We start from the raw sequence: 18,748 nt of genomic DNA, 5'->3' as shown, positions 1-18,748 counted from the left end.
GTCAAAAAATCACACCGTTCTCTGTTTATGTTAACGAAATGTTAAAAATTTTAGCGAAATTTTAGTTTTAGAAGGATTTTGTAAAGTGAATATAGAATAGTATGAATATAGAATAGTAGAAGTAACGAAAGGAGGAGTTTACTTGATGAATTACAACATTCGCGGTGAAAACCTAGAGGTGACTCCGGCATTGAAAAGTTACGTGGAAAAGAAAGTTGGTAAGCTTGAGCGTTACTTTGATACCACCCCGGTGGCAGACGTGCACGTAAAAATGCAGGTCCACAACAGTGAAAATAACATAGAGATTACGATACCAATGCCGCAGCTGCTTTTGCGCGCGGAAGAAAAGCACGCGGACATGTATGCGGCGATTGATCTTGTCGTTGAAAAACTGGAACGGCAGATAAGAAAGCATAAAACAAAAGTAAACCGCAAATTCCGTCAAAACGGCGGAGTGAAGCATATGTTTAAAGATGATATAGAAGAATTAAATGAAGAGATCATAAATGGGGAACTGGCGAACGATGAGTTTCCCGAAGAAGAGGTGGATGATTACGAAATTGTCCGCAAAAAACGCTTTAACCTAAAGCCGATGGATGCCGAAGAAGCGATTCTGCAGATGGATATGCTCGGTCACGCGTTTTTCGTTTTTTCAAATTCTGTCAACGGAGATACTAACGTGGTGTACCGCCGCAAAGACGGACGCTACGGCCTGATTGAACCGGAATAAAATAAAAGCAGCAGAGTCTGGGACAAAAGAAAAAAGGAGGAAAAAAACCCGACATTCCGTAGTTTGTGTTAAAGAAGCAACGAACAAGCGAAGTCAAAATACCGAAGACTCCTGTTCAGAACAGCACGTGTCTCGAGGCCCCGCAGGAGGCGGGTCAAGAGGGTTGCACCCCAAAGTTAGAGTGAAAACTAACTTTTGGGGTGTTTTTTATGTCCCGGAGACGGGGGGTTGTCTCTTCACGTTGTAAGGAGAAATGGAAACTGATAAAATAACAATAACTGTGAAAAACTTTAGACGAACGAAAAACCAAGATACCTTCATCTGTGGATAGATTTCCTGAACAAAAAGAGAGGACGATGATCTCGGCATGATCGGCTTATTGAAAAAAGTGATCGGCGATACGAACCAACGAAGTGTAAAGAAACTGGAAAAAACGACAGAGGAGATTGAAAGTTACGCAGACGAGATGAAAAAACTTTCCGATGACGGTCTGCGAAAGAAGACGGAAGATTTCAAGGAACGTTACCAAAAGGGAGAACCTCTGGATGATATTCTTCCGGAAGCGTATGCCGTCGTCCGGGAAGCAGCGACAAGAGTTCTTGGCATGACGCCTTTTCGTGTGCAGCTGATGGGTGCCATTGTGCTGCATCAGGGCGATATTTCTGAAATGAAAACCGGGGAAGGGAAAACGCTTGTTGCGACGATGCCGGTTTATCTTAACGCCATTACCGGCAAAGGCGTCCACGTGGTTACTGTTAATGATTATCTTGCCGGCCGTGACAGTGAAGACATGGGGGAACTGTACCGCTTTCTCGGACTAACCGTAGGATTGAACCAGAAAGGCATGACAAAAGAGGAAAAACACGAAGCGTACCTGGCGGATATTACGTATGGAACTAATAACGAATTTGGTTTTGACTATCTGCGCGATAATATGGTGCTTTATAAAGAAAAGATGGTGCAGCGCCCGCTTCATTTTGCGGTGGTTGACGAAGTCGATTCGATTTTAATTGATGAAGCGCGGACGCCTCTTATCATTTCCGGTTCGGTTCAGCAGTCGACGAAAATGTATATGGCCGGGGATGCTTTTGTACGCCGCTTAAAAGAAGAGGAAGACTATACCTATGATGAAAAGACGAAAAACGTGCAGCTGAGCGAAGAAGGGGTGAACAAAGCGGAACAGGCTTTTGGCATTGATAATCTGTTCGATCAGAAGCATGTGCAGCTCATTCATCATATAAATCAGGCTCTGAAAGCCCATGTTACCATGCATCGTGATACGGATTATGTCGTAGAGGATGGACAAGTTGTCATCGTCGACCAATTTACCGGCCGGCTGATGAAAGGACGTCGTTACAGCGATGGGCTTCATCAGGCGATAGAAGCAAAAGAAGGACTGGAAGTACAGAAGGAAAGCATGACCCTTGCTTCCATTACCTTTCAGAACTATTTCCGTATGTATGAAAAGCTGGCCGGCATGACAGGTACGGCGAAGACGGAAGAAGAAGAATTCCGCAATATTTACGGAATGAATGTGACATCGATTCCGACGAACGAACCGGTCGTCCGGGACGATAAACCCGATATGATATATAAGTCCAAAGAAGGCAAGCACCGGGCCATTGCCGACAAAGTGGAAGAGCTGTATCACAAAGGCCAGCCGGTTCTTGTCGGGACGGTCAGCGTGGAAATGTCCGAACTGATTTCCCAGCTCCTGAACAAGCGTAAAGTACCCCATAATGTCTTGAACGCAAAACATCATGAAAACGAAGCAAATATAATTGAAGATGCCGGACAGCGCGGTATGGTTACCATTGCCACGAACATGGCCGGCCGCGGAACAGATATCAAACTCGGCGAAGGTGTCACGGATCTTGGCGGATTGTTTGTACTTGGAACGGAACGGCATGAGAGCCGCCGGATTGACAATCAGCTCCGCGGACGTTCGGGCCGTCAGGGCGACCCCGGCGCTTCCCAGTTTTATCTTTCCATGGATGATGAACTGATGCGCCGCTTCGGCACGGACAACATGCGGGGCATGATGGAAAAGCTCGGCATGGAAGATGATCAGCCGATTGAAAGTAAACTTGTCAGCCGTGCCGTCGAGCAGGCCCAAAAACGGGTGGAAGGTCATAACTTTGATGCCCGGAAACAAGTACTGCAGTATGATGATGTCATGCGGGAACAGCGGGATATTATTTATGCCCAGCGCATGGAAGTGCTCGAGTCCGAAAACTTAAGCGAAATTGTGAAAAATATGATCAAATCTGTTGTGGAGCGGGCTGTCGGCACGTACACACCGGAAAGCATGGTCCCGGAAGAATGGAACCTGGAAGGCCTTGTTAACTATCTGAAAGGGACCGTTCTGCTGCCAGATGATCTGGAAGTCAAAGATATCAGCGGCATGGAGCCGGAAGAAATCACCGAGACCGTACTCGAAAAAGCTTATCAGCATTATGAGACAAAAGAGCAGGAGCTGCCGGAGGAAACCATGCGCGAATTTGAACGGGTGGTAATGCTCCGGGCTGTCGACCGCAAATGGATGAACCATATCGACCAGATGGACCAGCTCCGTCAGGGTATTCATCTGCGGGCATACGGCCAGAATGATCCGCTCCGCGAATATAAATTCGAAGGCTTTAATATGTTTGAAGAAATGGTCGAATCGATTGAAGAAGAAGTAGCCATGTATGTGATTAAAGCACAGGTGCGCAGCAACCTTGAGCGCGAAGAAGTAGCGGAAGGAAAAGCCGTCCACGGTGATAATACAGAACGGGACAATAAGAAGCGCCGCCCCATCCGGAAAACGCAGAATGTCGGCCGGAATGAACCGTGCCCGTGCGGAAGCGGAAAAAAGTACAAACATTGTCACGGCCGGGAGGAGCAGGCGCAGTAAGGAAAAGAATTCTTAATTGAGGTGACGTCGTATGGATATGGCAGAAATGCAGCACGAACTAACAAATATCAGTAAACGTTTAGCAGATTTCAGGGGGTCTCTTTGACCTGACGGAAAAAGAAGACCGCATTGCAGAACTGGAACAAAAAATGACGGAACCGGGTTTTTGGGACCAGCCGGACGAATCAAAAAAAGTTATTGATGAATCCAACGCCCTCAAAAATACTGTTCATGGATACAAGGAACTGGCAGAGGCTTACGATGATCTGGAGCTCACTTATGATCTGGTAAAAGAAGAGCAGGACGAAGAACTCCAGGAGGAATTGGAAAAAGGCGTGCGGACGTTGAAAAAACAAGTCGATGAATTCGAATTAAACATGCTGTTAAACGAACCCTATGATAAAAATAACGCAATCTTAGAGCTGCACCCGGGAGCAGGTGGAACAGAATCCCAGGATTGGGCGGAAATGCTGCTCCGTATGTATAAACGGTGGGCAGAAAATAAAGGATTTACAGTAGAGACGCTTGATTATCTGGCCGGTGATGAGGCAGGCCTGAAAAGTGTCACGCTGCATATTAAAGGGTATAACGCCTATGGTTATTTAAAAGCTGAAAAAGGGGTGCACCGCCTCGTGCGGATTTCTCCGTTTGATTCATCCGGACGCCGCCATACGTCCTTTGCCTCCTGTGAGGTCATGCCGGAAATGGATGATGATGTTGAAGTTAAAATCAATAACGAAGACCTGCGGATTGATACGTACCGTTCCAGCGGAGCAGGCGGCCAGCATGTCAACACCACGGATTCAGCGGTGCGGATTACCCACCTGCCGACCAATATTATCGTGACCTGTCAAAACGAACGCTCCCAGCTGAAAAACAGGGAAGCGGCCATGAAAATGCTAAGAGGTAAACTGTATCAAAGAGAACTGGAAGAGCACCAGAAAGAACTGGATGAAATCAGAGGAGAACAGAAAGAAATCGGCTGGGGAAGTCAAATCCGCTCGTATGTGTTTCATCCCTACAACATGGTGAAAGACCATCGGACCAACCGGGAAATAGGAAACACCTCAGCTGTCATGGATGGCGGGATTGATCCTTTCATTAATGATTATTTACGATCAAGCATGGACATTTAATAATGAAGCCGCAAAGGGTCTGGCTCCTGCAGAGCCGGACCCTGGCTTTGTAAAAAGGAGGAACGCCGTATGGATCTGGAGTTAAAAGGAAAAGCCGCGGTCGTGCTTGCTTCAAGTAAAGGGCTGGGAAAAGAATCCGCCAGGCAGTTTGCTCTGGAAGGGGCCCAGGTGATGATCAGCGGCCGGAACGAAGAAAGTCTTCAAAAAACAGCGAAAGAGATTAGTGTGGAAACGGAGACCCCGGTATACTGGCAGGTCTGCGATATCACGAAGTCCGAGGATATCCAGGCTTTGATGCAGGAAGCTCAGGATAAGATGGGACGTATTGACGTGCTCGTAAACAATGCCGGCGGCCCAAAGGGCGGTTCCTTTAAAGATATGAGCGATGAAGACTGGCAGCAGGCGTTTGAATTAACCCTGTTCAGTTTTATAAGAGCCATCCGGGCTGCCCTTCCGGAATTAAGAAAAAATGAGGGCCGCATCGTCAATATCGCTTCCTCTTCGGTAAAAGAGCCGGTGGATCATTTGATTCTTTCTAATACGTTTCGAATGGGGATTGCAGGTTTGGCCAAAAGCCTGGCCCGGGAGCTTGCCGCGGATGGCATTTTGATTAATACGATTGGGCCGGGCCGGATTGCGACAGACCGGACGAAGGCGCTGGATGAGGCAAAAGCGGAAAGACGGGGAACGTCGTTTGAAAACGTGAGGGCCGAAAGTGAAGAAGCGATACCTCTGGGTCGTTATGGAACGCCGGAAGAGTTTGCAAAACACGTAGTCTTTTACGGCTCTGGTGCCAATACGTACGTTACCGGCCAGACGCTGCTGGTCGAAGGCGGCGTTGTCAAAGCATACTGATAATAAATGGGGGAGAGGCTCACATGAATTGGAAAAAGCAGCGGGAGCCGATGCCAAAAAATCTCCAGGTCACTTTGAATACTTTTTTCATATTGGCTGGTTCGATGATTCTGGCTGTTTCCTATAATCTGTTTTTGCTTCCGAATCGCATCGCTTCCGGGGGATTAAGCGGTTTTGCGACGATTGTTTATGAAGTAACCGGCATTGAACCGGCGCTCACGCTGTGGAGCTTGAATATCCCCGTATTTGTTGCGGGGATCTTATTATTAGGCGGTTTAACCTATGGAGGCAAAACACTGGCAGGCACCCTGTTTGTGCCATTGGTCATCTATTTGACGAGAAACGTCGATGCCGCTGTGCAGGACCCGCTGCTGGCTGCCTTATTCGGTGGTATCGGGGTAGGGGCCGGTCTGGGTCTGGTTTTTCGGGCCCATGCTTCTACCGGCGGCACCGACTTAATTGCGCAGATTATACATAAATACACCGGTGCCTCGCTCGGAGCCTGTGTATTCATTATGGACGGGCTGATCGTGACGACTTCCGCTTTTGTATTCAGCCTGGAATACGCGTTATATGCTCTGATTGCCCTTTTTGTGACTGGGAAAACCATTGATGTTGTTCAAACCGGTGTGGGATATGCGAAGGTTGCTTTGATCATTACCCGGGAGGAAGAAAGTGTCCAGCACGTAATATTGAATGAAGTCGACCGGGGTGTGACAAGATTGACAGGCGAGGGCGGCTATACGAAAGAACCAAAACCTGTCCTTATGTGTGTTGTAAACCGTACGGAAGTCACCAAATTGAAACATCTGGTACAATCCGTAGATTCCGAAGCATTTGTCGTGGTTTCAAACGCCACAGAAGTTCTTGGAAAGGGTTTTAAAAAATAAACACCCGGGTATAATAATGAAATGAAAAAATCTGTCCATGATAAGCCCAAGGAGGTTATCACCATGAAGAAAACTTTGGTTACGCTTGTGGGAAGTCTCGTTTTAGTGCTTGGTGCCTGCGGCGGAGGCGGCGATGACGAAGCCGGGGACACAGGCGGCGGTGAAGACGGCGGCTCGTACGATGCACAGGCTGCCCAGGAAAGTTACGATTCCAACTGTCTGCAGTGCCACGGCGAAAATCTTGAAGGTCAAAGCGGCCCGGCCCTGGCAGACAATGATTTATCCCAGGAAGATGTTCTGTCGATGATTGAAAACGGCGGAAATGGAATGCCGCCCAATATCATTGAAGGAGACGAAGCAGAAAATGTAGCGGCGTGGGTCGCGGATCAATAAGTATTACGACGGGAAGGACCGGTGGAAACCGGTCCTTTTTTCTCTCTTTTTTACAGGACTTTTAACCTACAATTAAATCAGCCTAATTTTTTATTACAGCGAAAATGAAGCAAAAACCCTGATAAAACAGCAATCATAAAATTGCTTAATTTTATAATTTCTACATTGAAATAAAAATGTAATACTTTTTTAGCATTTTTTGTTCCCGAAAGATGATATAATGTGTCATGGAAGATGACAAGATACTCCGATTCTCTATGTTTTTCAACATGAAAGACGCACGCACCGCGCAGCGGAAAACATCCAGAATGCTTGGCGCTTTTGCCCAAGTATCTTTTCATGTAAAGAGGAAAGTGGACAACCATCGAAGGAAAAACAACTTAGAATACGTTTGCTTCAGGAAGTGATTGAATGATAGAAATGAACAACGTGTCGAAAACGTACGCCAATGGCGTTAATGCATTGAACAACATCGAAGTGGTCATTGAAAAAGGGGAATTTGTTTACATCGTCGGGCCAAGCGGCGCTGGAAAATCGTCTTTTATAAAAATGATTTACCGGGAGGAAAAACCTTCAGAAGGTATTATCCGGATTCACGGCACAGATTTGACGACGCTGAAGGAAAAGGACGTCCCTTATCTGCGCAGAAAAATCGGCGTGGTGTTTCAGGATTTTAAACTGCTCCCGAAATTATCCGTGTTTGAAAATGTAGCCTTTGCCCTTGAAGTGATCGAAGAGCCCCGGGATGTTATACGAAAACGGGTGATGGAAGTTCTTGATGTGGTCAGACTGAAGAACAAGGCACGTTTTCTGCCGGATGAACTATCAGGAGGAGAACAGCAGCGGGTATCGATTGCCAGGGCTATCGTGAATTATCCGCGTGTGGTGATAGCGGACGAGCCTACCGGTAATCTGGACCCGGACACCTCCTGGGAGATTATGGATATCCTCGAAAACATTAATCGAAACGGCACGACTATTCTTATGGCTACCCATAATCGCGAAATTGTAAACGCGATAAAGAAACGGGTGATAGCTATCGAGGCAGGCAGGATTGTTCGTGATGAGTTCAGGGGGGACTATGGTTATGAAAGGTAGGACCCTTCTCCGTCACAGCAAAGAAGGCGTGAAAAACCTTGGCCGCAACGGCTGGATGAGCTTTGCCTCCATCAGTGCCGTCACGATCATGCTGCTGGTGGTTGGTGTATTTCTGCTGCTCATCATGAATATGAACAATTTCATGTCTTCCGTGGAAGAAGACGTCGAAGTCAGAGTCTATATTGAACTCGCTACGTCGGATGAAGAGCAGGCAGAACTCGAAGAACAATTAAAAGACCTGGAGAATGTAGAAAGTGTTACATACTTGAGCAAGGATGAAGGATTGGATCAACTGATTGAAAGTCTCGGTGAAAACAGCGAAGCGTTTGAATCTCTGCGGGACGAAAATCCTTTGAATGATGCATTTATCCTCCAGGCCGCTGAACCGCAGCTGACTGAAAATGTTGCGGAAGAGGCTAGAGAGCTTCCTTACATTGACTCGGTGGATTACGGAGAGCAGGTGGTCGAGCAGCTGTTCAATGTTACCAAGATTTTACGTGTGATTGGGATTGTTCTCGTTTTGGGACTTATGTTTACAGCGATGTTTTTGATCTCCAATACCATCAAATTGACGATCGTCGCCAGACAGAGAGAAATCCAGATTATGAAGCTGGTGGGAGCAGCCAATGGCTTTATTCGATGGCCGTTTTTTGTAGAAGGGCTGCTTCTCGGGGTGGCAGGCTCGGTGCTGCCGATTGCGGCAGTGATCACGGGTTATCACTATTTATATGACAATTATGCGGACAGGCTCAGCCTGAATTTTGCGGAAATGCTGCCTATTTTTCCATTAACATTACAGGTTTCCCTCGTATTGGTCGGAATCGGCATTTTAGTGGGAGTCTGGGGAAGTATTACGTCTGTCCGTAAATTTTTAAAAGTTTAGTTTCGCTGGGAAAAGATAGAGGAGGAACCGTTGGGATGAGAAAACGATTCTTGCAGACACTGCTTATATTCATTACGGCTTCCGGGCTGGCTTATGGAACTTCCGTGGATACTGCTGAGGCGGATGGCGAAGAGCTCCGGGATAAAATTAACGAGCTCCAGGATAAGCGGGAAAGTACGGAAGCTGATTCGGAAGAAACCAAAGAAGAAATTGAAGCGCTGGAAGAAGAAATACAGGAGATCAATGACGAGATCCGCAGCCTGGATGAAAAAATGACAGAGACGAATGAAAACATCCGGGAAAAAGAGGAAGACATCGAGGAAACCGAAGAACGGATTGACAAGCTGGAGGATCGGATTGATGAACTTCAGAAGCGGATTGAAGAACGCGATGAACTTCTGAAAGACCGGGTAAATGCGATGTATAAAAACGGCGGGTCCGTGGACTATCTGGAAGTGTTAATGGGAGCGAAAAGTTTCGGCGACTTTCTGGACCGTGTTTCGGCTTTGAACACCATCGCAGACCAGGACAAAGAGATTCTGGAAGCTCACATCAAGGACCAGAATGAACTGGAAGAAGCGAAGAAAGAAGTAGAAGAGGAACGCGATTCACTGGAAGCCGCCCTCGCTGATCTTGAGGATTTAAAGGCGGATCAGGAAGAGCAGCGCGAAGAAAAGCGTAATATTCTCGGAGATCTGGAAGACGAAGAACACGGCCTGGAAGAAACCCTTGTTTCCCTGCAGGATGATGAAGAGCTGCTGAAAGAACAGGAAGAAGCTGCGAAAAAAGAGCTGGAGGCTTATGAACAGCGGCAGGCAGAAAAACGCGCAGCACAGGAATCGCAGAATAACAGCGCCGGCACCATGGAGGCGGACACTCCTTCCGACAGCGGAGGTTCCCTGATGAAACCAGCGACAGGCTCCTATACCTCGGAATTCGGAGCGCGCTGGGGAAGAACCCATTTCGGCATTGATATTGGATCAGGCGGCCGTTCTAGTGTGCCGATCGTGGCAGCGGCAAGCGGGACCGTGGTAAAAGCCGGCTATATGAATGGGTACGGAAATACAGTAATGATTTCCCACCAAGTTGACGGCCAGCAGATTACCACCCTGTACGCTCATATGTCATCCACCAATGTATCAAGCGGACAAAGCGTTTCCCGCGGAGATAAGATCGGCATGATGGGCAACACCGGCGCTTCCCAGGGCAAACACCTTCATTTTGAAGTACATGAAGGACCATGGAACGGCTCCAAATCAAACGCTGTGAATCCACGAAACTATCTTGAATAATAGAATTCAAAGGAGCACCCTAATCCCGCGCGGAAAAGGGTGCTTTTTCATGTAGTAGTAAAGTAGAAACTTTTTGAAGGTTGGCCGGACTCCTCTTTCATTTTCTCCCCTTTGTTTCAACCGCCCTTACAATTGGTAGGAAACTCAGACCAGCCACTGGCTGCCCTCCAAGATTGTCAGGATTTTCCCCGATTTATTTCTCGTCATTAGTGTTTTTCTCATGGTTCAGGGTCATTTACCAAGCTGGGTTTACTTACTACTCTGGGCCGATTTCTTATTGTCCCATTCCATTTACTTATTGTTTCAGTCCTTTTCCGTCTTGTTCTATCCAATTGTACGCCGCCAGGTTCAGATTGCACCAGAAAATACTAATGAAAGTATATATTTTCCTTGAGATGGACACAGTATAGAGAAAGTTAGGAAAGGAGGCAGGAGGATGGCGGAAAATGAGGAGCGCTCGACCATGTCGCGCCGCCGTTTTCTTAAAAATTCAAGCTATGTTGCAGGAGGAGCTATCGGAGGCGGTTTTCTCGGAACCTTCCTGGGCAGAGATTTGTTGCGCGGGACACAGCAGAATTCCAATGGAGAGAATTCTGTCAATGATTTTAACCGCGCCCTTATGCATTTCACAAGGCAAAGTGATTTTGAACTTCTCAGCGCAGCTGTCGAACGAATTTTTCCAGCTGATGATAATGGGCCCGGTGCCATCGAACTGGGAGTTCCCTTTTTTATCGATCACCAGTTAGCCGGCTCCTATGGGCACAATGACAGAGAATACATGCAGGGACCGTTTTACCCGGGCTCCGATTTTCAGGGCTATCAAACCAGGCTGAAACGGCACGAGGTGTTTGATGTTGGGATCAAAGGAATAGAAGAAGAAAGCCGGAAAGAATTTGATTCCTCGTTCACAGGGCTGGAAGGAGATCAGCAGGATCAGATTCTGCAAAAGTTTCAGGATAACGACGTGGCTCTAAAAGGAGTAACGTCAAGTACCTTCTTTGAACTTCTCCGTTCCGCTACGTTGGAAGGAGCGTATTCGGATCCGCTCTATGGCGGAAATGGAAACATGAAAGGCTGGTTAATGAAGGAATTCCCAGGCAGCTACATGAGCTATATTGAAGAAATTGAAGAAGAAGAGTTTATTAATAAAGAGCCCCAGCCATTACGGGCACATATAGTCTCAGAATAAAGGTGGGAAAATAACGTGGCAAAAACACTGGATAAAGTAGAAGTACTTACCGTAGGAGTGGGCTGGACCGGCGGAATTATCGCAGCAGAACTCGCCAAGCAGGGCGTTCAGGTCGTTGGCCTGGAGCGAGGAAAACCAAGATCGACCGAGGATTTTCAACACGTTCACGATGAATACCGCTATGCGATTCGGTACGAATTAATGCAGGATCTTTCCCGCGAAACCATCACATTTCGAAATCACCGCGACGAAAGGGCCCTTCCGATGCGGCAGCTCGGTTCCTTTCTACTCGGAGAAGGCCTGGGCGGAGCCGGGGTGCATTGGAACGGTCAAACCTGGCGTTTTTTACCGTACGATCTGCAGATTAAATCCAAAACCGATGAAAAATATGGTCCGGATAAACTGGGGGCCGATTATACCCTTCAGGATTGGGGCATTACCTATGACGAACTAGAACCGTATTTTTACAAGTTCGAAGAAATGGCCGGCATCAGTGGGGAGGACAACCCGAACGGGGCGCCGCGCAGTAAACCGTATCCGACACCTCCGATGAAGGAAACACCGATTACGCAGCGATTTAAAGACGCCGCAAATAATCTGGATCTTCATCCTTTTCACATTCCATCCGGGAATTTATCTGAATCGTATGAGAATCCGGATGGGCAGACCGTTTATCAATGCCAGTACTGTGGGTTCTGCGAACGATTCGGCTGTGAATACGGAGCCAAATCATCACCTAATGTCACTGTGATCCCTACGGCGCAGGATACAGGAAATTTTGAATTAAGAATGCACGCCAATGTGACAGAACTTGTTTACGACGGGGGGAAAGTGACTGGCGTGAAATACGTGGATCTCCAGACCGGCGATGAATTTATCCAGCCGGCGGATGTTGTGGTGCTGACAAGCTATGTGATGAACAACGTCCGGCTGCTCCTTAATTCCGGCATTGGCCGTCCTTATGATCCGGAAACAGGCTCCGGAGTGATCGGCAAAAATTACTGCTATCAAATTTTACCCGGAGCTAATGGGTTTTTCGAAGAAGAGAAATTTAACACGTATATGGGAGCTGGATCTCTGGGGGCTGCCATTGACGATTATAACGGAGATAACTTTGACCATTCGGATGTAAACTTTATTCACGGCGGGGTGGCTACCATTACACAGACAGGACAGCGCCCGATTAATAACAATACCGTACCAAACGGGACCCCGAACTGGGGGCAGGAATTCAAATCCCAGTCGATTAAATATTATCACCGGGTCTTGTCTGTGGGAGCCCAGGGTGCCTCGATCCCGCACCGGGATAACTACCTGAGTCTTGACCCGGATTATAAAGATATATTCGGACAGCCGCTTTTGCGCATGACCTATGATTATACAGAACAGGACCGCAACCTGCATGATTATTTAAGTGAAAAGTGTGCGGAGATTGTGAAAGAAATGGGGGCGGATACTGTAGAACCAAGAGAAATCAGTGACCACTACAGCATTGTTCCTTATCAGACCACCCATAACACAGGGGGGGTCATTATGGGGGGAGACCCAGAAACCTCCGCCGTCAATAATTACCTGCAAATGTGGGATGTCGATAATCTATTTGTGGTTGGATCCTCCGCTTTTGCCCATAACGGCGGGTATAATCCTACCGGAACCGTAGGAGCACTGGCCTACCGCGCCGCGGAAGGGATCATGAAGTTCAGGGAAGAAAACGGACAGCTGGTGACAGCGAGACACAGCAGCAAAAAAGTATAACCGAAAGAGAGGCAGGCTAGTTCCGAGCAGAGAAGAATAGCCTGTCTCCTTCCCAATTTTTCCTGAAAGGAAGGAGAGAGTACGATGAGTCTTACAAATATTGGAGTGCCTGGTTTGATTATTATTCTGGTGATTACGCTGATTATTTTCGGTCCGAAAAAACTGCCGGAAATCGGTTCCGCCGTGGGCCAGACATTGTCAGAGTTTAAAAAATCAGCAAACAGTATTATGAATGATGAAGAACCGAAACCAAGCAAAAGTGAAGGCCAGGCAAAGAAAAACAAAGATGAATCTTCCGTATAACGCAGGGGGCCCAGCATGAATGAGGTACATGTACCAAAGAAAAACGAAGAACAGACCCTGGTAGAACATATCACAGACCTTCGAAAAGCGGTGATCAGCTCCTCCGTTTTTTTTGTGGTATGTTTTGTACTTTTTCTCCTCTCTATCAATTATGTCGTGCCGCTGCTGACGGATGAAAACCAGCTTGTGATGCTGGGGCCGCTGGACGTGGTAAGGTTTTATACCGGTATTGCCGGAAGTTTAAGTTTAGGTGTGTCAGCGCCGTTTATCGGTTATCAGGCCTGGAAATTTGTAAGACCTGCCTTGACGAAAAAGGAAAGCAAAACGGCGCTGACCTTCCTCCCGGGGATTTTCTTCAGTTTTATCACCGGGCTGCTATTCGGATTTTTTGTCATATTTCCTACGGTGTACCAGTTTTTAATGAGCCTCGGCACGACCCATTTTGATATGATGATCACGGCGAAAGAATACTTTTCCTTTATGCTGATGACCTCGATTCCTCTTGGTTTCTTGTTTGAAGTGCCTCTGTTTCTTATGTTTCTAACCGCTATCGGGGCAGTGACTCCGCAGAAATTAAAGGAAATAAGAAAATATGGTTATATCCTCATGGCTGTGATCTCTGCTCTGATTACACCGCCGGATGTAATGTCACAGGTTATTGTATTAGGTCCGCTTTTTGGTTTATATGAGCTGGGGGTGCTGCTTTCCAGCGTCATGTACAAGAAAAAAAGGAAGGCGGAGCAGCCGCAATCTCCGGCTTAGGACAGCCGCTTCATGGCTTTTTCCAGCTTTTCCGTGACCTGAATAATATCATTTTTTTCAGAGTACCGCCCCAGGCTGAAACGAATCGCGCCTTTGCCGATTTCGGGATCCGTTCCCATTGCTTTCAGTACCGGGGACAGGGTAACCGAACCGGAATGGCAGGCGGAACCGGTTGAAGCCGCCAGTTCCGGGATTTCCGCCAACAGCTCCTGTCCGGCAGGACCGGCAAAACTAACGTTTAACGTATTGGGAAGCCGTTTTTCTGGGTGACCATTTAATACCACAGCGTTGCCGAACGTTTTCTGAAGCCGTTCCCAAAAGTCATCACGGAGATGCCGGAGGCCGGTCTGGTCCGCCCCGGCGGCAAGGGTGCATGCTTTCCCCAGCGCAGCAGCAAGCACTACGTTTTCTGTTCCGGCTCTGCGCCCCTGTTCATGACCTGCCCCATGCATGAAGGAAGGCAGAGTATTTCCGCTGCGTATATATAAAGCGCCTATTCCCTTGGGCGCATAAAGTTTATGGCCGGCGATAGATAAAAAGTCAACATCCAGGTCCTTCACATGCACCGGGATTTTACCAATCGACTGTGCCGCATCCGTGTGCATGAAAACATTGTGCCGGCGGGCAGCAGCGGCTATCTGCTCAATTGGGTTAATGGTCCCTGTTTCGTTATTGGCATGCATAATAGAAATGAGCTTTGTATTTTCTGTTATGGCCGCTTCTACATCAGCTGGATCCACGCGGCCATAAGCATCCGTTCCCAGGAACGTTACGGGGGCCCCCTGTTCTTCAAGATAGCGGCAAGGCTCTTGAATAGCAGGATGTTCGGCGTTGGAAGTGATGATATGGCCCTTTTCTTTATACGTATGAAATATTCCTTTCAAGACATGATTATTTGATTCGGTGCCTCCGCTTGTAAATACAATTTCTTCGGGAGAAGCTCCGATGAGAGAAGCCGTTTCTTCCCGCGCCTGCTCGACTGCTTCTTTTGCCGGAATGCCGGCCCAATGGGAAGCGGAAGGATTTCCGTACGCTTCATCAAGCAGTTTCAGCATCGTTTCTTTAACCTCTGGAGCAATCGGAGTACTCGCATTGTAATCCATGTATATATAGCCCAATCCCGGTCTCTCCTTTATGGTAAGTACTGTCTTACCCAAACAATATAATAAAAATGTTGTTAAAACAAGGTACGGAGGGAGGGGGATCGAAATGTGGACAGTTCCGTATGCCAGGGACTGTTTTTTTCATCCAATAATATTTGTTGAAATCGAGATTCATGCTAGAATAGAAGAATGACGCCGATGACACAACTGATGAAAAAGCGGGAAAAATATAGAGCTGAGGTGTAAACACAATGGAATGGAAAGTGAAGCTGGCTTCAGCGGTAACCGGTGCTGTTCTTATATCAGGAGCCGGTGGTGTGTTTGCCGGCATGAATATAAACGACCAGCCCGGCGACGGCCCTTCTTCTGCTTCTAACTCCGATCAAAAGGGTAACACCCAAGAGCAGGCGGACGCTGATACTGCGGCGGAGGGCATGGATAAAGTAGAACAAGTCTATCAAATGATTGAGAACCAATACGTAGAAGATGTAGAGGAAGAAAAACTATGGGAAGGCGCGTTAAAAGGGATGGTGGATGAACTGGATGATCCTCATTCCGCTTACATGGATGAAGAGACGGCTTCTCAGTTTAATCAGTCGCTCGAATCTTCTTTTGAAGGAATCGGGGCGGAAGTGAGCATGGTGGATGATACGGTAACGATCGTATCCCCATTTGGCGGATCCCCCGCTGAAAAAGCAGGCCTGCAGCCGAATGACCAGATTCTTGAAGTCGATGGCGAAAGTACAGAAGGCGACACTCTAAATGAGACAGTGCTGAAGATCCGCGGAGAAAAAGGTTCTACGGTTACACTGACTGTTCAGAGGCAGGGCTCTTCGGAACCTTTCAAAGTTGATGTGGAACGGGATAAGATTCCGATTGAAACCGTTCATTCGGATACGATAGAACACAACGGAAAGACGATCGGCCTGTTGGAATTGACCTCCTTTTCTGAAGATACAGCCTCCGAATTTGAGGAGCAGTTAAACTCACTGGAAGAGGAAGGCATTGATGGGTTATTGATTGACGTGCGGGGCAACCCCGGCGGCTTTTTGAATAGTGTAGAAGATATTGGGGACCTGATTATTCCCGGCGATGAACCGGTGGTTCAGATTCAGGAACCAGACGGCAATACGACCCGATCCATCTCAACATTGGATGAGAAAAAAGAATACCCAATCGTTGGCTTAATTGACGAAGGCAGTGTTTCCGCGTCTGAAATCCTTGCGGCAGCCCTGAAAGAAGCAGGCGATTATGAACTGGTCGGCCAGACCACTTATGGGAAAGGAACCGTTCAGCAGTCGATGGAGCTGGGAGATGGAAGCCAGCTGAAGTTATCCATGTTCAAATGGCTGACCTCCGACGGCAACTGGATACATGAAAAAGGCGTCAAACCGACAGTGGAAGTAGAACAGCCGGAATACTTTTATTCGGCCGCGCTCTCCCCTGAGAATGAATTGAAGGAAGAAGCAAACGGAGAACAGGTGGAGATTGCCCAGCAAATGCTGAAGGGGCTTGGTTACGATCCAGGCCGAACAGATGGCTACTTTGACGGGCAGACAGCGGAAGCCGTCCGCAGTTACCAGGAGTCCGCAGAAGAGCTTTCTGTTACAGGAATGATTGATGAAGACACGGCCGGCCGGATGAATCAGGATCTATTGGAATTAATACGGGATCAGGAAAATGACAAACAGCTGAATAAAGCTCTTGAAGTTATGGTGGATAAAATTTCGGAATAACAGCCGGGTTCCTTACGGAGAGGAAGGCAGACAGAATAGAATAAAAAAAGCGCAGTAAACGCTGCGCTTTTGTCATAATAAAGGAGGAGTAACCGCCATGAGTGACATAGGCTGGGAACTGTTACAGGGTTTCGGAAGATTTTTTGTTCATCCGCTTACATATGTGATTCCTGTCGCGATGTTTGTGCTTGGCATCCTTCGCGTAAAAAAAGAACGTGCTTCATTTCATACCCGGATGTTCCGGGCAGCTTTTGACGTTACGGCTCCCCTTTTACCAGGATTGGCCGCAGGAGCTTTGTTATCGATCATTGTGGTGGTGACAGGTATGGCTATTCCTCTCGTCTTTATAGGTCTGGTATCTCTCCTTGTTTTTCTCATTCTGCTTACAGGACGGATACAGTGGCTTTCTCCGGCTTTCACCGTGAGCGCCGCGATCATTCTTGCTCTCTTTTTACCGGTTTGGGAAACGGGAAATCAGATGGTGGACAGCTGGTTTCAGGTCCTGGAAGAGATGAATTACCAGCCTGTGCTGATCTGGCTTGCTGCGTTCATTGTGCTGGAAGGGCTGCTTGTACTCCGCAATGGGAAGCAGAATACCTCTCCGGTGATAGTGAAAAGCACCCGCGGAAAGTGGGTGGGGGCCCACCGGCTTCGGCGGATTTGGCTGGTCCCGTCCGTCATGTTTGTTCCTGAAGGGATGATTGACCCTGTTTCCTGGTGGCCGCTTCTTTCGGCAGGAGAAGGAGGTTTGGCTCTGTTTATCCTTCCCCTTGCGGTCGGAGCAGATTACTCTATCTTTCACACACTTCCTGCGCCAGCTGTGAAACGGACAGGCCTGCGGATTATTATGCTCGGGCTCGCAGCCGGGGTGGGAGCCGCTGTTTCTTTTTATTATCCCGAAGCCGTTTTATACACCGCTGTTATCGTGTTTGTGCTCCGGGAAGCGCTGATTGTATGGCGGAATACGGAAGAAAGCAGCAGGCCGGCGTTTTTCAGGCCGCGTTCCCATGGAGTCTTGATTTTAGCGGTTCTCCCGGAATCCCCGGCCGCAAAAATGGGTCTTGCACCGGGGGAAACCATCATGAAAGTGAACGGACTGCCGGTTCATACGGAAAGAGAATTTTATAAAGGGCTTCAGAAAAACTCTGCATACTGCAAAGTGGAAGTACTGGATATAAACGGGGAACTCCGCCATGTCCAATCCGCCGTATATGACAACGAACACCATGAAATCGGGGTGCTGACGGTAAAAGAAAAAGAAGAATACCCTGTCTCCGGTGTGCAGCTATAGAAAGGACGGCTAAAGCAGAATTCAGCAGCGGACGTGTTTATTAAGGCACATCTTTTTAGAAAGCGGTGTGCCTGAAGGACAGCAATTGAATGGGTTTCTCCTTTTGAAGGGACTTTGCGTTTGATGTCCGGTTTCGATTTCTGGATACCTCAGGGGGGACAGTAAAGATCTGGAATCTGAAGACAGTCGTGGAGGACACAAAGCAACGGAACGAAGCTTTTAATGTCCTCCACATCGGCTTTTGCCCCTATTAGCAAAGAAAAAAGAAGAAGGGCCGGCCCCCAAATGCTTTTGGCGGTTACGAAAAGAAAAAAGGAAAGTTTACTGGCCTCCATCCCCAAGTGGAGATCATTAGAATACATGCATTCCGCTCTCATGTCCTCCAGTTTCCCTGCATGGCTCCCGCCAGTTGTTCGAAGATGCTGCTGCCCCTGCC

16 protein-coding genes are annotated in these 18,748 nt (G+C 47.8%); 15 read left to right on the top strand and 1 reads right to left on the bottom strand.

Features of this window, described 5'->3' with window-relative positions; genetic code table 11:
* Nucleotides 1-145: 145 nt before the first annotated feature.
* The 13 genes from hpf to tatC all read left to right on the top strand — a co-directional run bounded on the left by hpf (nt 146) and on the right by tatC (nt 14,182).
* On the top strand, nt 146-730 hold the full coding sequence (gene hpf, locus G475_RS0107370) for a ribosome hibernation-promoting factor, HPF/YfiA family (protein ID WP_026700729.1): 585 nt from the start codon (nt 146-148) through the stop codon (nt 728-730).
* 367 nt (nt 731-1,097) lie between these two features.
* Nucleotides 1,098-3,626, top strand: a complete 2,529-nt coding sequence (gene secA, locus G475_RS0107360; protein ID WP_026700728.1) for a preprotein translocase subunit SecA — start codon at nt 1,098-1,100, stop codon at nt 3,624-3,626.
* A 31-nt stretch (nt 3,627-3,657) separates the two neighbouring features.
* Nucleotides 3,658-4,762 (top strand): peptide chain release factor 2 gene (prfB, locus tag G475_RS0107355; protein ID WP_156911643.1). Its coding sequence is split into 2 segments (ribosomal slippage): nt 3,658-3,729 and nt 3,731-4,762, totalling 1,104 coding nucleotides; the frame shifts between segments, so codons are not numbered across the junction.
* Nucleotides 4,763-4,831: 69 nt separating this feature from the next.
* Nucleotides 4,832-5,617 carry an SDR family oxidoreductase gene (locus tag G475_RS0107350; RefSeq protein WP_026700726.1) on the top strand — a complete coding sequence of 262 codons (786 nt, stop codon included), beginning with the start codon at nt 4,832-4,834 and terminating at the stop codon, nt 5,615-5,617.
* 23 nt (nt 5,618-5,640) lie between these two features.
* Nucleotides 5,641-6,507, top strand: coding sequence for a YitT family protein (locus G475_RS0107345; protein WP_026700725.1), 867 nt, complete (start codon nt 5,641-5,643; stop codon nt 6,505-6,507).
* A 63-nt stretch (nt 6,508-6,570) separates the two neighbouring features.
* Entirely contained in the window at nt 6,571-6,900 is a 330-nt protein-coding gene (locus tag G475_RS0107340) for a c-type cytochrome (RefSeq protein ID WP_026700724.1), read from the top strand.
* 411 nt (nt 6,901-7,311) lie between these two features.
* Nucleotides 7,312-7,998: a cell division ATP-binding protein FtsE gene (gene ftsE / locus G475_RS0107330; protein ID WP_026700722.1), complete on the top strand. Its 687-nt coding sequence runs from the start codon at nt 7,312-7,314 to the stop codon at nt 7,996-7,998.
* Nucleotides 7,988-8,881 carry a permease-like cell division protein FtsX gene (gene ftsX / locus G475_RS0107325; RefSeq protein ID WP_026700721.1) on the top strand — a complete coding sequence of 298 codons (894 nt, stop codon included), beginning with the start codon at nt 7,988-7,990 and terminating at the stop codon, nt 8,879-8,881. Before ftsE ends, ftsX begins: the two co-directional genes overlap by 11 nt.
* Before the next feature lie 35 nt (nt 8,882-8,916).
* Complete coding sequence (locus G475_RS0107320) at nt 8,917-10,173, top strand: murein hydrolase activator EnvC family protein (protein WP_026700720.1); 1,257 nt, start codon at nt 8,917-8,919, stop codon at nt 10,171-10,173.
* A 436-nt stretch (nt 10,174-10,609) separates the two neighbouring features.
* Nucleotides 10,610-11,362, top strand: coding sequence for a gluconate 2-dehydrogenase subunit 3 family protein (locus G475_RS0107315; protein WP_026700719.1), 753 nt, complete (start codon nt 10,610-10,612; stop codon nt 11,360-11,362).
* Between the two features lie 15 nt (nt 11,363-11,377).
* Complete coding sequence (locus tag G475_RS0107310; RefSeq protein WP_026700718.1) at nt 11,378-13,117, top strand: GMC family oxidoreductase; 1,740 nt, start codon at nt 11,378-11,380, stop codon at nt 13,115-13,117.
* Between the two features lie 84 nt (nt 13,118-13,201).
* Nucleotides 13,202-13,420, top strand: a complete 219-nt coding sequence (tatA, locus tag G475_RS0107305) for a twin-arginine translocase TatA/TatE family subunit (protein WP_026700717.1) — start codon at nt 13,202-13,204, stop codon at nt 13,418-13,420.
* Nucleotides 13,421-13,435: 15 nt separating this feature from the next.
* Complete coding sequence (tatC, locus tag G475_RS0107300) at nt 13,436-14,182, top strand: twin-arginine translocase subunit TatC (protein ID WP_026700716.1); 747 nt, start codon at nt 13,436-13,438, stop codon at nt 14,180-14,182.
* Here the strand turns inward: tatC and G475_RS0107295 are convergent.
* Nucleotides 14,179-15,300, bottom strand: coding sequence for a cysteine desulfurase family protein (locus G475_RS0107295; protein ID WP_026700715.1), 1,122 nt, complete (start codon nt 15,298-15,300; stop codon nt 14,179-14,181). The genes tatC and G475_RS0107295 overlap by 4 nt on opposite strands.
* 236 nt (nt 15,301-15,536) lie before the next feature.
* On the opposite strand from G475_RS0107295, the gene G475_RS0107285 reads away from it, so the two are divergent.
* Together G475_RS0107285 and G475_RS0107280 are read left to right on the top strand one after the other, a co-directional pair.
* On the top strand, nt 15,537-17,021 hold the full coding sequence (locus G475_RS0107285; RefSeq protein ID WP_051302264.1) for a S41 family peptidase: 1,485 nt from the start codon (nt 15,537-15,539) through the stop codon (nt 17,019-17,021).
* A gap of 97 nt (nt 17,022-17,118) precedes the next feature.
* On the top strand, nt 17,119-18,312 hold the full coding sequence (locus tag G475_RS0107280) for a PDZ domain-containing protein (RefSeq protein ID WP_026700713.1): 1,194 nt from the start codon (nt 17,119-17,121) through the stop codon (nt 18,310-18,312).
* The last annotated feature ends 436 nt before the right edge of the window (nt 18,313-18,748 follow it).

The organism is Salibacterium aidingense DSM 18341, assembly GCF_000429685.1.
Taxonomy (GTDB): Bacteria; Bacillota; Bacilli; order Bacillales; family Marinococcaceae; genus Salibacterium; species Salibacterium aidingense.
The sequence above is the reverse complement of the archived record's forward strand: the minus strand, read 5'-3'. Positions and strand labels throughout refer to the sequence as shown.

Excerpts from the sequence above, each read along its gene's own strand:
- G475_RS0107280 (WP_026700713.1), top strand. The coding sequence starts at position 17,119 with ATGAGTGACATAGGCTGGGAACTGTTACAGGGTTTCGGAAGATTTTTT.
- secA (WP_026700728.1), top strand. The coding sequence starts at position 1,098 with ATGATCGGCTTATTGAAAAAAGTGATCGGCGATACGAACCAACGAAGT.
- G475_RS0107345 (WP_026700725.1), top strand. The coding sequence starts at position 5,641 with ATGAATTGGAAAAAGCAGCGGGAGCCGATGCCAAAAAATCTCCAGGTC.
- tatA (WP_026700717.1), top strand. The coding sequence starts at position 13,202 with ATGAGTCTTACAAATATTGGAGTGCCTGGTTTGATTATTATTCTGGTG.
- G475_RS0107350 (WP_026700726.1), top strand. The coding sequence starts at position 4,832 with ATGGATCTGGAGTTAAAAGGAAAAGCCGCGGTCGTGCTTGCTTCAAGT.
- G475_RS0107320 (WP_026700720.1), top strand. The coding sequence starts at position 8,917 with ATGAGAAAACGATTCTTGCAGACACTGCTTATATTCATTACGGCTTCC.
- hpf (WP_026700729.1), top strand. The coding sequence starts at position 146 with ATGAATTACAACATTCGCGGTGAAAACCTAGAGGTGACTCCGGCATTG.
- G475_RS0107340 (WP_026700724.1), top strand. The coding sequence starts at position 6,571 with ATGAAGAAAACTTTGGTTACGCTTGTGGGAAGTCTCGTTTTAGTGCTT.
- tatC (WP_026700716.1), top strand. The coding sequence starts at position 13,436 with ATGAATGAGGTACATGTACCAAAGAAAAACGAAGAACAGACCCTGGTA.
- G475_RS0107315 (WP_026700719.1), top strand. The coding sequence starts at position 10,610 with ATGGCGGAAAATGAGGAGCGCTCGACCATGTCGCGCCGCCGTTTTCTT.
- ftsE (WP_026700722.1), top strand. The coding sequence starts at position 7,312 with ATGATAGAAATGAACAACGTGTCGAAAACGTACGCCAATGGCGTTAAT.
- ftsX (WP_026700721.1), top strand. The coding sequence starts at position 7,988 with ATGAAAGGTAGGACCCTTCTCCGTCACAGCAAAGAAGGCGTGAAAAAC.
- G475_RS0107285 (WP_051302264.1), top strand. The coding sequence starts at position 15,537 with ATGGAATGGAAAGTGAAGCTGGCTTCAGCGGTAACCGGTGCTGTTCTT.